The 14,198-nt window shown below is 37.1% G+C and carries 12 protein-coding genes and 1 pseudogene; 10 read left to right on the forward strand and 3 right to left on the reverse strand.

The window, feature by feature from the left end:
• The first annotated feature begins 12 nt into the window (after positions 1 to 12).
• The 8 genes and pseudogenes from SPAR10_RS08410 to SPAR10_RS08445 all read left to right on the forward strand — a co-directional run bounded on the left by SPAR10_RS08410 (position 13) and on the right by SPAR10_RS08445 (position 9,304).
• Positions 13 to 2,142 (forward strand): Tex family protein, encoded by a 2,130-nt coding sequence (locus tag SPAR10_RS08410; RefSeq protein ID WP_004252883.1) that lies wholly within the window; start codon positions 13 to 15, stop codon positions 2,140 to 2,142.
• On the forward strand, positions 2,129 to 2,578 hold the full coding sequence (locus tag SPAR10_RS08415; protein WP_004252885.1) for a SprT family protein: 450 nt from the start codon (positions 2,129 to 2,131) through the stop codon (positions 2,576 to 2,578). Before SPAR10_RS08410 ends, SPAR10_RS08415 begins: the two co-directional genes overlap by 14 nt.
• 59 nt (positions 2,579 to 2,637) lie before the next feature.
• A complete protein-coding gene (locus tag SPAR10_RS08420) occupies positions 2,638 to 2,910 on the forward strand; it encodes a PspC domain-containing protein (RefSeq protein WP_004252886.1) in 273 nt (90 codons plus the stop codon).
• 341 nt (positions 2,911 to 3,251) lie between these two features.
• Complete coding sequence (locus tag SPAR10_RS08425; protein WP_004252890.1) at positions 3,252 to 4,010, forward strand: ABC transporter ATP-binding protein; 759 nt, start codon at positions 3,252 to 3,254, stop codon at positions 4,008 to 4,010.
• A gap of 1 nt (position 4,011) precedes the next feature.
• On the forward strand, positions 4,012 to 6,009 hold the full coding sequence (locus tag SPAR10_RS08430; RefSeq protein WP_004252891.1) for an ABC transporter permease: 1,998 nt from the start codon (positions 4,012 to 4,014) through the stop codon (positions 6,007 to 6,009).
• A 205-nt stretch (positions 6,010 to 6,214) separates the two neighbouring features.
• Positions 6,215 to 8,187: pseudogene (locus SPAR10_RS08435) on the forward strand (ABC transporter permease).
• Complete coding sequence (locus tag SPAR10_RS08440) at positions 8,184 to 8,807, forward strand: ATP-binding cassette domain-containing protein (RefSeq protein ID WP_004252896.1); 624 nt, start codon at positions 8,184 to 8,186, stop codon at positions 8,805 to 8,807. Before SPAR10_RS08435 ends, SPAR10_RS08440 begins: the two are co-directional and overlap by 4 nt.
• Positions 8,804 to 9,304 carry a hypothetical protein gene (locus SPAR10_RS08445; RefSeq protein ID WP_004252900.1) on the forward strand — a complete coding sequence of 167 codons (501 nt, stop codon included), beginning with the start codon at positions 8,804 to 8,806 and terminating at the stop codon, positions 9,302 to 9,304. Before SPAR10_RS08440 ends, SPAR10_RS08445 begins: the two co-directional genes overlap by 4 nt.
• A 588-nt stretch (positions 9,305 to 9,892) precedes the next feature.
• Here the strand turns inward: SPAR10_RS08445 and SPAR10_RS08450 are convergent.
• Positions 9,893 to 10,588, reverse strand: a complete 696-nt coding sequence (locus SPAR10_RS08450; protein WP_004252914.1) for a VIT1/CCC1 transporter family protein — start codon at positions 10,586 to 10,588, stop codon at positions 9,893 to 9,895.
• Between the two features lie 191 nt (positions 10,589 to 10,779).
• Between SPAR10_RS08450 and SPAR10_RS08455 the strand changes: the two genes are divergently transcribed.
• Positions 10,780 to 12,060 carry an O-acetylhomoserine aminocarboxypropyltransferase/cysteine synthase family protein gene (locus tag SPAR10_RS08455; protein WP_004252921.1) on the forward strand — a complete coding sequence of 427 codons (1,281 nt, stop codon included), beginning with the start codon at positions 10,780 to 10,782 and terminating at the stop codon, positions 12,058 to 12,060.
• Between the two features lie 63 nt (positions 12,061 to 12,123).
• Positions 12,124 to 12,804, forward strand: coding sequence for a RadC family protein (gene radC, locus SPAR10_RS08460; protein ID WP_004252924.1), 681 nt, complete (start codon positions 12,124 to 12,126; stop codon positions 12,802 to 12,804).
• Positions 12,805 to 12,827: 23 nt separating this feature from the next.
• Here the strand turns inward: radC and SPAR10_RS08465 are convergent, their stop codons facing one another.
• Together SPAR10_RS08465 and SPAR10_RS08470 are read right to left on the reverse strand one after the other, a co-directional pair.
• Positions 12,828 to 13,517 (reverse strand): gamma-glutamyl-gamma-aminobutyrate hydrolase family protein, encoded by a 690-nt coding sequence (locus SPAR10_RS08465; RefSeq protein ID WP_004252925.1) that lies wholly within the window; start codon positions 13,515 to 13,517, stop codon positions 12,828 to 12,830.
• Between the two features lie 15 nt (positions 13,518 to 13,532).
• Positions 13,533 to 14,174, reverse strand: coding sequence for a redox-sensing transcriptional repressor Rex (locus tag SPAR10_RS08470; RefSeq protein ID WP_004252929.1), 642 nt, complete (start codon positions 14,172 to 14,174; stop codon positions 13,533 to 13,535).
• Between the last annotated feature and the right edge of the window lie 24 nt (positions 14,175 to 14,198).

Here is a 14,198-nt window from a genome sequence, read left to right on the forward strand (position 1 = left end):
TATAATAGTTTCATGGATAAAAAATATGAAAAAATTTCCCAAGATTTGGGTGTAACTTTAAAGCAGATTGATACTGTCTTGTCTTTGACAGCAGAAGGAGCAACTATCCCCTTTATCGCCCGTTATCGGAAAGATATGACCGGAAGTCTAGATGAGGTAGCCATTAAGGCTATTATCGACCTCGATAAGAGTTTAACTGCTCTAAATGATCGTAAGGAAGCGGTCTTAGCAAAAATCAAAGAGCAAGGCAAGCTAACTAAGGAGTTAGAAGAAGCTATTTTAGCTGCTGAAAAACTCGCAGATGTAGAAGAACTCTATCTTCCCTATAAGGAGAAACGTCGCACCAAGGCAACCATTGCCCGTGAGGCTGGACTTTTTCCACTTGCTCGCTTGATTTTACAAAATGTTTCTGACCTAGAAAAAGAAGCAGAAGCATTTGTCTGTGAAGGTTTCGAGACTCCTCAAGAAGCTTTGGCTGGGGCTGTAGACATCTTGGTTGAAGCACTATCCGAGGATGTTCATTTACGTTCAATGACATATCAAGAGGTACTTAGACGCTCTAAGATTACTTCTCAAGTCAAAGATGAGAGTCTTGATGAAAAACAAGTGTTTCAGATTTATTACGATTTCTCAGAAACAGTTGCAAACATGCAAGGCTACCGTACGCTTGCCCTTAATCGTGGTGAGAAGCTAGGCATTTTGAAAATTGGCTTTGAGCATGCGACTGATCGTATTCTATCTTTCTTTGCTTCTCGTTTTAAGGTTAAGAATGCTTATATAGACGAAGTTATTCAGCAATCTGTTAAGAAAAAAGTATTACCAGCTATTGAGCGTCGTATTCGTACAGAATTAACAGAAAAGGCAGAAGAAGGAGCTATCCAACTCTTCTCAGAAAACCTGCGAAATCTTCTCCTTGTTGCTCCGCTGAAAGGGCGCGTGGTCCTTGGATTTGACCCTGCCTTTCGTACAGGTGCCAAGCTTGCAGTCGTTGATGTGACAGGGAAGATGCTAACGACGCAAGTCATTTATCCAGTCAAACCAGCTTCAGCTCGTCAGATTGAAGAAGCAAAGAGAGATTTGGCAGATTTGATTGGCCAATATGGTGTGGAAATCATTGCTATCGGTAATGGTACTGCTAGTCGTGAGAGTGAAGCCTTCGTCGCTGAAGTACTTAAAGATTTTCCTGAGGTCAGCTATGTCATTGTAAACGAGAGTGGAGCCTCTGTCTACTCAGCTAGTGAACTTGCTCGTCAAGAGTTTCCAGAGTTAACTGTTGAAAAACGTTCTGCTATTTCTATTGCTCGTCGCTTGCAAGACCCACTTGCTGAATTGGTTAAAATTGATCCCAAATCCATCGGTGTCGGTCAATATCAGCACGATGTTAGTCAGAAAAAACTGTCTGAAAGTCTGGACTTTGTTGTTGAAACAGTAGTGAACCAAGTCGGTGTCAATGTCAATACAGCTAGTCCAGCCTTACTTTCGCACGTAGCTGGGCTTAACAAAACAATCTCTGAAAATATCGTGAAGTATCGTGAAGAAGAAGGTAAAATTACTTCACGCGCCCAAATCAAGAAAGTTCCCCGTTTAGGTGCTAAAGCGTTTGAACAGGCTGCAGGTTTCCTCCGTATCCCTGAAAGTAGCAATATCCTTGACAATACAGGTGTTCACCCAGAAAACTATGCTGCTGTTAAGGAACTCTTCAAACGTTTGGACATTAAAGACCTAAATGAAGAAGCACAAGCAAAACTCAAATCTATTTCAATCAAGGAAATGGCCCAAGAATTAGACCTCGGTCAAGAAACTCTTAAAGATATTATTGCAGATCTTTTAAAACCAGGACGTGATTTCCGTGATTCTTTTGATGCTCCAGTCCTACGTCAGGATGTCTTGGATATCAAAGACTTGAAAGTTGGTCAGAAGCTTGAGGGCGTTGTTCGTAATGTCGTTGACTTCGGTGCCTTTGTTGACATTGGTATTCACGAGGATGGCCTGATTCATATCTCTCACATGAGCAAGAAATTCATCAAACATCCGAGTCAAGTCGTTTCAGTTGGTGATTTAGTAACCGTTTGGGTGAAGAAGATTGATGTCCAACGCGAAAAAGTAAATCTGTCGCTCCTTGCACCAGATGAATCTAACTGATTACGTTAAACAAGTCTCTTTAGAAGACTTTGGGAAACCTTTCAAACACCAAGCTCAATGGAATACTCGCCTACGGTCGACAGGTGGGCGATTCTTTCCAAAGGATGGGCATTTGGATTTTAATCCCAAAGTCTATCAAGAACTAGGTTTAGAGGTTTTTCGGAAAATTGTCCGTCACGAACTCTGTCATTATCATCTATACTATGAGGGCAAAGGGTATAAACATAAAGATGTAGACTTTAAGAATCTGTTAAAAGAAGTAGACGGGCTCCGCTTTGTTCCTCCCTTATCAAGTGTCAGTCAAACACCAGTTCTAGTCTATACTTGTCAGACTTGTTGCCAAACCTATCATCGAAAGCGACGAATTGATACCAAACGTTATCGTTGTGGTCTCTGTCGTGGTAAACTCATTTTGCAAAATCCGTCTAAGGACTGATGCAGGCTGTTTTAGTTCATGTTATACTTATTTCAAGAATACCGAAAGAGGTACAAACTATGAATAAAAATTTTTACAAAATGAGACGAAATCGTATGATATCAGGAGTACTTGCTGGACTCTCTGATAAATGGGACCTTGATGTTACTCTTGTGCGCTTCATTTTTGCTATCTTTACAATCGCAAACTTCGGACTTGGAATCATCATCTACATCATCTTAGCCTCTATTTTGCCAACAAAGGAAGATATCGAAGCAGAAATGTACGGAACAGGACCACGTAAGATAAAAGAGGCTGAACCTATCAATGATGACGAAGGTTGGTTTTGCTAACCATATTACCATTCATTTGAAGTATTAAACCCTTGTAGTATCAAGGGTTTTTCTTTTGCTTAAAAATTTGTGGTAAACTAATAGTAGTTCATATCAAAAAAATAATCCAATCTTACAAAAATGTAAGATTACAGACCTCTTTTGTAAGGTTGCGTTATGGAACCAACTCTTTTTTTAGAGTACACTTATATCAGAAAGATAAAGTAGCAATACTATGAAAAATATTTTACAAAAGAAACAAACAAGTAAACCAAGTCCAAAAGAGATCGAGCGAGTTCAGCTCGGTTGCTCTATTATGCAGGCTCAGTTTCAATTAATGGAATATTAAAAAGGAGATTATCATGACATTATTAGATGTAAGACACGTTCAAAAGATTTATAAAACACGATTCCAAGGCAACCAAGTAGAAGCCCTGAAAGATATTCACTTTACCGTTGAAAAAGGCGACTACGTTGCTATCATGGGTGAGTCTGGATCTGGTAAATCTACTCTACTCAATATTCTAGCTATGCTTGATAAGCCAACGCGTGGGCAGGTCTTCCTAAACGGAACTGACACAGCTACCATTAAAAATTCTGAAGCATCAAGCTTCCGTCGTGAAAAGTTAGGCTTTGTCTTCCAAGACTTCAATTTGTTAGATACGCTTTCTGTTAAAGACAATATCTTACTCCCTTTGGTATTGTCTAGAAAGCCTATTACAGAAATGATGAAAAAATTGGTCGTGACGGCCGAAAATCTTGGAATCAATCAATTGCAGGAGAAGTACCCTTATGAAATCTCTGGAGGGCAAAAACAAAGGGTAGCAGTTGCACGGGCTATCATCACAGAACCAGAAATTCTCCTTGCTGATGAGCCAACAGGTGCCCTAGACTCTAAATCGTCTGCAGCCCTCCTTGATATCTTTGATCAGATCAACGATCAAGGGCAAACCATTCTCATGGTGACCCACTCAACAGCAGCAGCTAGCCGTGCAAAACGTGTTCTTTTCATCAAGGACGGTATTCTCTATAATCAAATCTACCGTGGTGAAAAGACGGATCGTCAGATGTTCCAAGAAATCTCTGACACCTTGACTGTTATGGCAAGTGAGGTGAACTAGTATGTTTCGATTAACCAATAAGTTGGCCATATCCAACTTAATTAAAAACCGCAAACTCTATTATCCGTTTGCTTTGGCTGTCATTTTGGCAGTCACTATCAGCTATCTCTTTTACTCTCTAACCTTCAATCCCAAGATTGCGGAAATCCGTGGAGGATCCACCATTCAAGCTACTCTAGGATTTGGAATGTTTGTCGTCACCCTTGCGTCAGCCATTATCGTCCTTTATGCCAATAGTTTTGTTATGAAAAACCGCTCCAAGGAGTTGGGGATTTATGGTATGTTGGGCTTGGAAAAGCGTCATCTGATCAGTATGACCTTTAAAGAGTTGGTGCTATTTGGAATTCTAACTGTTGGAGCAGGTATCGGTATTGGAGCCTTGTTTGACAAGTTGATTTTCGCCTTCTTACTTAAACTGATGAAATTGAAGGTTGAGTTGGTCGCTACCTTCCAGATGAAAGTTGTCATTACAGTACTTGTTGTCTTTGGTTTGATTTTCCTAGGCCTCATGTTTCTGAATGCCCTTCGAATCGCCCGTATGGATGCTCTGCAACTATCTCGTGAAAAAGTAAAAGGGGAGAAGAAGGGACGTTTCTTAGTCCTTCAAACTTTACTAGGGCTAATTGCACTAGGTAGTGGCTACTATCTAGCACAAAGCGTAAAAGATCCAGTTTCAGCGACTGTTACTTTCTTTATAGCCGTCCTGTTGGTAATTGTTGCGACCTACCTCTTATTCAATGCGGGTATTACAGTTTTCTTACACTTACTCAAGAAAAACAAGCGTTATTACTACCAACCAAATAACCTCATCTCTGTTTCTAACCTTATCTTCCGTATGAAGAAAAACGCTGTCGGTTTAGCAACCATTACCATCCTTTCCACCATGGTTTTGGTTACTATGTCAGCAGCAACCAGTATCTACAACGGTTCTGAAAATATAAAAAATATCATGTATCCTCATGATTTCGATGTTAAGGCTAAGGGAAATAATATTGAAGTTGAGAATTTAGACCAACTATTGACTCAATATGCCAGTGAAAAGAACTTGACGATTAGCAATAAAGACGTTCTTAGCTATGCTAGCTTTGGCCTTTCTAGTCAAGATGGAACTAAATTAACCATCATGACTAAAGAACAAATCACGGAATTACCTAAGACAGTTTTTCTAGTATTTGATCAAAAAGACTATGAAAAAATGACTGGACAAAAGCTAAATCTTACTGGTAATGAAGTAGGTCTTTGGGCTAAAAATAACCAACTAAAAGGTCAGAAATCATTTAGTCTTAACAGTCAGGAGTATAGTATCAAGCAAGAAATCCAGCAAGATTTTTTAGCTAACCATGTTTCCAATCTCTATATCCTTTTAGTTTCAGATTTTAACTACCTAGTTGTACCAGATCTTCAAAGCTTTTTGGATCAGTACCAAGATTCTGCTGTCTACCCTCAGTTTTATGGTGGTATGGATGTCACCGCAAGTCTAGAGGAACAGTTAAAACTAGCTGATGATTTTGATGCGTATGTAAATAATTTTAGCCATAATCTCAAGAGTGAAGATGCTATGGTTTACGGGGGTAATGGTTCAAGTGATGCAATTGCCCAAATGAATGTTCTCTATGGAGGTGTCCTCTTTATTGGTATTTTCCTCTCTATCATCTTTATGATAGGTACTGTACTGGTTATCTACTATAAACAAATCTCAGAAGGTTATGAAGACCGTGAACGCTTTGTCATCCTGCAAAAGGTTGGTTTGGATCAAAAACAAATCAAGCAAACCATTAACAAGCAGGTTTTGACTGTCTTCTTCCTCCCTGTAATCTTTGCCTTCCTACACCTTGCTTTTGCCTATCACATGTTGAGTTTGATTCTCAAGGCTATTGGTGGTGTGGATACAGCTATGATGTTAAGTGTAACACTTTCCATTTGTAGTATCTTTGCCCTCATCTACGTACTTATCTTTATGATTACTTCAAGAAGTTATCGCAAGATTGTTCAAATATAATAAGAAGTGTTTGTCAAGGAATCATAGTATTAACCCCAACGAATATTTTGGGAACGTTAAAGTTCACGATAAAAAAGATTATAGATAGACATTTCAAGAAAAAATCTTGAAACGATGTTCGCTTAAATGCATATTGGGATTATTATGGATTCTAAAAATAATTTATGAAAACAAGAGTCCCAATGAAAAGATATGGTAAGTGCTTATGAAATTAAAATTATGTATCATTGGATTCTTCTTTTGTTTGATTGCTGCAATTGGTCTGGTCACTATTAGCGATACCGAAACGCCCATACCTTTACCAATTGATGGTGCTTTTTCTATTCAAGGGAAAAGCAATCTTTCTAATAACGAAATTTACGAAATGATTCGTGACCTATCAAAAACGGAAAAAGTTACCATTTACAAGCCGATTGTTCAGAGTTCGGGTCAGTTGAAGTATGTAAATTTCGATGATGCAAACAATGAACAGTTAAAGTCAGTACCGATAATAGGGATGTATTACACCCTTGGGGAAATGGATGTAGACAGTTTGAAACCACTTACGATGACAGGACTACAAACAGTCTATATGGCTTATCCTTGGTATATAGGAGGAATCTTACAATTTACTGGAACTTTAAGAATACTGTTAATGGGTTCCATTTACTTAACTTTATTAGTTGTTTTATTTGTTGTTAGGACGAGGCAGATCAAAGAAGGAGTGATACGACGTTCTTTGGGCTTGCCTGTATACGACCTTAGAAGAGAGTATGGCATTTCTCTTATTTTTGAACTGATTATGATGGCTTTATTGATGATTTCTTACAGTTCTTTTTTGGGAAATGGTTTCTTAACCTATAGTTCTAAGTTATTTTTCTCTCTGCTTATAACGAATTTTATACTATTTCAAATCATTGATCTCATCACCTTTGTTTTATTTTGGTTGACGATTCAGATTGAAAAGCCCATTGAAATTATCAAAAACAAGGCGAAAAACAAGCTTATTTTTGTCGTATGGCTTGCCATTATTTCGATTATTATCGTTGTATCAGGAATTTTTTTACAAGAAACAAAGAGTAGCCAATCCAGTATTAACATACAGATACAGAATTTAGTACCATGGGACACAGTAAAAGACTGGAGAAGGATTGAGTTCCTTGGAATTGAAAATAACTCTGCTAAAAATGGAGAAGTAAGTGATTCGGATGGTCAGTATCTACAGATAGCTGCTTCCTTAAAAAACTTAGATTATTTATATATAGAACGATCCTCGGCCTATGTTCCAGATACATCTCATGCTTTAGAAGACTTTTCTAAACAATTAGAAAATGATGGAATAACGAACCCAGAAATAAATAAAGATCTGATTTATATCAATCAAACAGGTGCTAACCTACAAAATAAAGTGAATGGAACAAACTATCATCTTTTAGATAATAAGATAGCAACCATCTATATTCCTGAAAAATGGAAAGAAAACCAGAAATCTATTGAGAATACAGTTGTAGCAGAACAATTTATTGGAACAAACTATACAAAAGAAGAACTTGCAGTACAAATAATTCCTGATGGTGAAAAAATTTTTTATTTCAATGAGGATGCTGATATCGATCATAAAAATAAAGATATTTTTCCAATGGCAAGTGTAGCAGATAGCAAAGATAACATTGTTGTTGTGTTAGATACAGACAAAATGATCGAAAACAACAAGTTTTCTTTGGCTAGTAATATACTATATAAATCTCTTTTTAGTCCTGAAGCGGTAAAAAAATAAATGAGATGACTACCCAGTTGAATGTTTCAATGAATCCAGTAGATGTTTACCAAATTGTGAAGTTGAAGATCCAATCCTTAGAGCACCAAATTCTACTGTCACAAATCTTGCAGAAGATAATTTACAGTATTGTCTTTATACTCATTTATCAATATGTCCAACTTTATATTGCCCTAAAACAGAATGAATATGTGAAAAAAATCATTTTGGGTCTGTCAAAAACATATATAGCAATTTCAAGTCTCAAGTACTTTATGATGACTATTACAATGGTTATTCTATTTACATTTCTTATGACAGGGCAAATAGAGCTGCTATATATTGGTCTTGCTTCTCTGCTGGTTTTGATGTTGTCAATAATCATGAGTTTTAGAAAATTATCTGAAAGCTATACTAAAATTTTAAAAGGAGATGAAACATGACAATTGACCTTTTGAACGTTTCAAAAAGTTTCGGCTCAAAAAAGATCTTTACAGACTTAAATTTAAGATTTGAATCTGGAAAAAGCTATGCATTGATTGGAGGTTCTGGCTCTGGTAAGAGTACTCTTCTTAATATTATAGGAAGATTAGAAAAAATTGATAGTGGGAATGTTTTAGTTGATGAACAGGATATTTGGAAGATAAAAGAAAGAACCTTCTTTAAAAATACTGTTGGATATGTATTTCAGAATTATTCTTTAATAGAGAACAAAACAGTATATGATAATTTGAAACTTATCACTAAAGACAAAAAAATAATAACTGATGTACTTGAAAAAGTAGGACTGTCGAGCGACTATTTACATCAAAAAATATATGAATTGTCTGGAGGGCAGGCTCAACGTGTAGCTATTGCCAGAATGTTAATGAAACCACGTAAAATTATCTTAGCAGATGAACCTACAGGAGCTTTAGATGGTGAGATTGGAAAAGAAATTATTCGTTTATTATTAAATGAAAGAGATGAAGACAAATATGTTATTATAGCAACTCATGATCCAGCTGTCTATAACAAAGTTGATGTGATCATTGATATGAAAGATATAGGGGATAATGTATGAAAAAGATAATTTATATTGCTTTGATCTTTGTAGCTGGGCTACTTGGTATTTTCTTCTTTGGAAAACAAATGATCATAAAAGAAAATACTAATAAACCAACACTGGAGTTAACAGTTTATACGGTTTCTTCTAGTGATACAGAAAAATGGAATAAAGTGAAAGAAGTAGAAACAGAAGAAGCTACATACTTCATAACTGTAAAAGAAGTAGCGTCTTCAGAAGAAGTATTTTCAAACATCATTGCAAATGGAGCTGCTATGGGGTTCGGAGTTCGTGAAGAAGAAGTGAAGCGATTTAATAATAATTTAGGAGACACTATAGAGGACTCTAAGCATAATAAACTCATTGAAATAGAATTTTTTACTTTTTCTGATGCTGACGAGGGATTTGTAGTAGCAAATTTTGACTATGGTAAAGAAGAGTTGAATTCTCAGAAAAAAGATATAAAAGAGTTCTATAAAAAATTATATGAATCTTTTAAAGAAAAAAGTAAGTGATTGCGATTTATTTGCCTGTTTTGATAGAAAAAAGTCAATTTTTAATTCTAATATCTTATCTTGATAATCGCGCTTTTTAGTTGATAAAACTTACAAATAGTCCTGAAGAAGACAATGACATTCATTTTACTTATTTGCATCGTGTGTATACAAAGTTAGGTCCATCGCATCATCAATTTATGTTTATCAATAATTGAGCAGTTGTTGCATCATTTGATTTTTCAGAGGACCAGTGCAGTTTTTTCTTACAGAATACCTTTCTCATGCCATGGTTTATAATTAATACTCTTCGAAAATCAAATTCAAACTGCTTTAGCGTCGCCTTGATGTACTCAAGTACAGCCTGTGGCTAATTTCCTAGTTTGCTATTTGATTTTCATTGAGTATTAGAGGCAAATAAGCCATTTAAACAGAGTTAGGATTCACCTTCACGACTATAAATCTAGCAAAATTGGCCAGTAGTTTAGACTCTAAAAGGCTACTATTCAAAAACCACACAGTATTTCTTTCGGCTTGATGCTATTCAAGCTTGAAATCACTGTGTGGTTTTATTTTTAATCTAGTTTTTGCTCAGCATCAATTTTTATCTTAAATACTAAACAACTGACCCAATAGATAGGTCACTCCCATGGTTAAAAGACCGATACAAAGGTTACGAATCATAGCTGTTTTAGTTGGGGCTTTCCCAAGTTTGGCACTGGTATAACCTGTAATCAATAGAGAAATCGCAACGATAAAAACAGTAGCAGGGATTCGATAGTCATTTGGAAAGATGGTAATGGAAAGCATTGGTGGTAAACTACCAAGAACAAAAGCGACGAAGCTAGATGCTGCAGCATGCCAAGGATTTGTAAACTCTTCATACTCGATTCCGTATTTTTCTTCAACTAAGGCTTTAAGTGGATTTTTAAGAAAAGCTTTATTGACTAAAAGTTGAGCTGAAGTTTCACACTCACCATTTTGAAGATAAGCAGCATAAAGAGATTTCTTTGCGGCCTCGATATCCTTATCCAAAAGTAATTGTTCACGGGCTACAGCGGCTTCTTCAGTGTCTTTTTGAGTGGATACTGAAACATATTCACCTCCAGCCATAGAGAAGGCACCCGCTAAGATGGCAGCCAAACCTGAAAGAAAGATTATCCAGATATTACTGGTTGCACTGGCAACCCCGATAACAACTCCAGCGATGGAAATGATCCCGTCATTGGCTCCGAGCACACCAGCACGTAAAATATTTAAACGACCAGCGAAGTTTGAATCAATTTCATGTGTAATTTCTGACATAGTCTTCTCCTTTTTATCCATTATAAAGTATAGAAATAGCGAATACAAACTTTTTAAACTATCTGAAAAAAGTTTTTCAATTCTAATATATGCCATAGCTATTGCTTATGCCAATATATAACAAAGTTGTATTTGTAACTGACTGCCATAGATGATACAATTAATTTACTGAAATCTTTGGAGGTCTGATGATGACTCGTGAATTTAAATTTGAAACTCTTCAATTGCATGCAGGGCAAGTGGTAGATACTACTACCAAGTCTCGTGCTGTCCCTATTTATCAAACAACATCTTTTGTATTTGAAAATACACAGGAGGGTGCAGACCTTTTTGCCCTTCAAAAAGCTGGAAATATCTATACTCGTATTACCAATCCAACAACTTCAGCCTTTGAAGAGCGTATTGCAGCACTAGAAGGCGGAGTAGGTGCACTTGCCACAGCTTCTGGAATGGCAGCTCTTACTTATACTATCCTTGGACTTGCTCATGCAGGTGATCATGTTGTTGCAGCTTCAACAATCTACGGTGGAACCTTTAACCTTTTGAAAGAAACTCTTCCTCGATACGGAATCACCACAACTTTTGTTGATATCAATCATTTAGAAGAAGTGGAAGCAGCGATTAAAGACAATACCAAACTTGTTTTGATTGAAACTTTGGGCAATCCAGTTATCAACATTCCTGATATCGAAAAAATTGCTGAAATTGCTCATAAACATCAAATTCCTTTAGTTTCTGATAATACTTTTGCAACACCATATCTCATTAATGTCTTTTCACACGGTGTAGATATCTCAGTTCACTCGGCAACTAAATTTATCGGTGGACACGGTACAACTATTGGTGGTGTCATTGTTGATAGCGGCAAGTTTGATTGGGCAGCTTCAGGGAAATTCCCTCAATTCGTCAATGAAGATCCAAGCTACCATAATTTAAGCTATACTCGTGATGTAGGTGCTGCAGCCTTCATCGTTGCTGCTCGCGTGCAATTGCTTCGCGATATGGGAGCTGCCCTTTCACCATTTAACTCATTCTTGCTCCTACAAGGTCTTGAAACACTATCTCTCCGTGTTGAACGTCATGTTCAAAATGCTGAAAAAATTGTTGATTTCCTTGTGAACCATCCAAAAGTTGAAAAAGTTAATTATCCAAAATTAGCTGATAGCCCTTACCATTCATTGGCGGAGAAATATTTACCAAAAGGTGTTGGTTCTATCTTTACCTTCCACGTTAAGGGTGGAGAAGCAGAAGCACGTAAAGTGATTGATAGCTTAGAAATCTTTTCAAACCTTGCAAACGTAGCAGATGCCAAATCATTGGTCGTTCATCCGGCAACTACAACGCATGCTCAATTGTCTGACTCTGATCTAGAAGCAGCAGGAGTAACTAAAAATCAAATTCGTCTATCAATTGGACTGGAAAATGTCGATGATTTGATTGAAGATTTGCGTATTGCACTTGAAAAAATCTGAAAATAACTAGTTTTTATGAAATTAAGCATCCTTCTCACGAATAATAAAGTGAGGAGGATTTTTATGTATAGTATTTCATTTCAAGAAGATTCGCTTTTACCAAGAGAGAGACTAGTCAAAGAAGGAGTAGAAGCACTTAGCAACCAAGAATTACTGGCAATATTACTAAGGACAGGCACAAAACAGGCTAATGTTTTTGAAATAGCGCAGAAGGTCTTAAATCAGCTGACATGTTTAACTGACCTCAAAAGAATGAGTCTACAGGAATTGCAGACTCTATCGGGTATTGGACGTGTTAAGGCTATCGAATTGCAAGCCGTTATTGAATTAGGCTACCGTATCCATAAAAGGGAAACAGTGGAAATGGAGAGTATTCTTAGCAGTCGTAAATTAGCTAAAAAGATGCAGTCTGAGCTTGGAGATAAAAAACAAGAGCACCTAGTGGCGCTCTATCTGAATACTCAAAATCAAATCATTCACCAGCAGACTATTTTTATCGGGTCTGCCACGAGAAGCATTGCTGAACCCAGAGAAATTCTCCACTACGCTTTGAAGCATATGGCAACATCTGTGATTCTGGTTCATAATCATCCATCAGGAGCAGTAGTTCCTAGCCCTAATGATGACCATGTTACGAAGCTTGTTAAAGAAGCCTGCGAATTAATGGGATTGGTCTTATTGGATCATTTAATTGTCTCTCATTCTGATTATTTTAGTTACCGCGAGAAGACGGATCTGGTATAAAAAACCTGTATATGATACAGGTTTTACAATTCATTGACGACATAGTCGAAAAGTGTTTTCTCTTTGGGGCGATTTTCAAAGAGAAATTCAGGATGCCATTGAACACCAAGATAAGGGAAGCCGTCCGTAGTTGTTACAGCTTCGATAATACCATCTTTAGGATCATGTGCTACAACCTTAAGATTAGGGGCTAAATCTTTGATGCTCTGATGGTGGAAAGAATTGATATGAGAGATTTCTCCATAGATTTCTCTTAGAATAGTATCTGGTTCGGTGACAAGCCGCTGAGTGGTGTATTCAGCGGAAGTATCTTGCCAATGATCTTCGATATCTTGATAAAGAGACCCACCCATGGCTACGTTAAAGAGCTGAGTACCACGACAGACAGAAAAAATAGGTTTCTTTTGCTTGATTGCTTCTTTAATGAGGGCTAACTCAAAAATATCGCGTTGAAGGTGGTAATCGTCGCTATCAATAGCTTTTGGCTCACCATAGTATTCAGGGTCAACGTTTTGTCCACCAGTTAGAATAAGTTTATCAATTAAACTAATGTAGTAACCGGCCATTTCTTCATCACCAATTGGTAGGATAATGGGGATACCTCCAGCTTCCTTAACTCCTTCAACAAAGCCTTTGGCAGCATAACTCATCATAAGCTCATCGTCTGGATGGGCTTTTTCGTTTCCTGTAATCCCAATAACTGGTTTTTTCATAAATCAATTCGCTTTCTAATCCTCTTTTCGCATGAAATAGAGGAGGGTTTGAAGTTCGCTAGTAAGATCGACATACTGAACAACTACGTCTTTAGGAAGATGTAGGTGAACAGGAGAAAAACTGAGGATACCTTTGATACCAGCATCAACCAAAAGTTCCGCAACTTCTTGAGATTTAACACTAGGAACAGTAAGAATAGCAGTTTTAACATCACTATCCTTAATTTTATCCTTTATTTGAGAGATTCCATAGATTGGAACACCGTCGGGTGTCTTTGTACCAACCTCAGGATGATCATCTAGGTCAAAAGCCATGATGATTTTCATTTTATTACGCTCATGAAAGCGGTAGTGGAGGAGGGCATGCCCCATATTTCCAATACCTACCAGCATAACATTGGTAATAGAATTATCATTTAAAAGATCAGCGAAAAAGTTCATAAGCTTTTTGACATCATAGCCAAATCCACGACGTCCAAGTTCGCCAAAGTAAGAGAAGTCACGACGAACAGTGGCAGAATCAATTCCAATCGCTTCTGCAATTTGTTTGGAATTAGCTCTTTCAATTTTCTCGGCATTAAATCTTTTAAAAATACGGTAATAGAGAGAAAGTCTCTTTGCTGTTGCTTTAGGAATAGCAGACTGTTTTTCTTTCACAAAATCACAACCTTTCTATCTACT

The organism is Streptococcus infantis SPAR10 (assembly GCF_000279535.1).
GTDB lineage: Bacteria > Bacillota > Bacilli > Lactobacillales > Streptococcaceae > Streptococcus > Streptococcus infantis_I.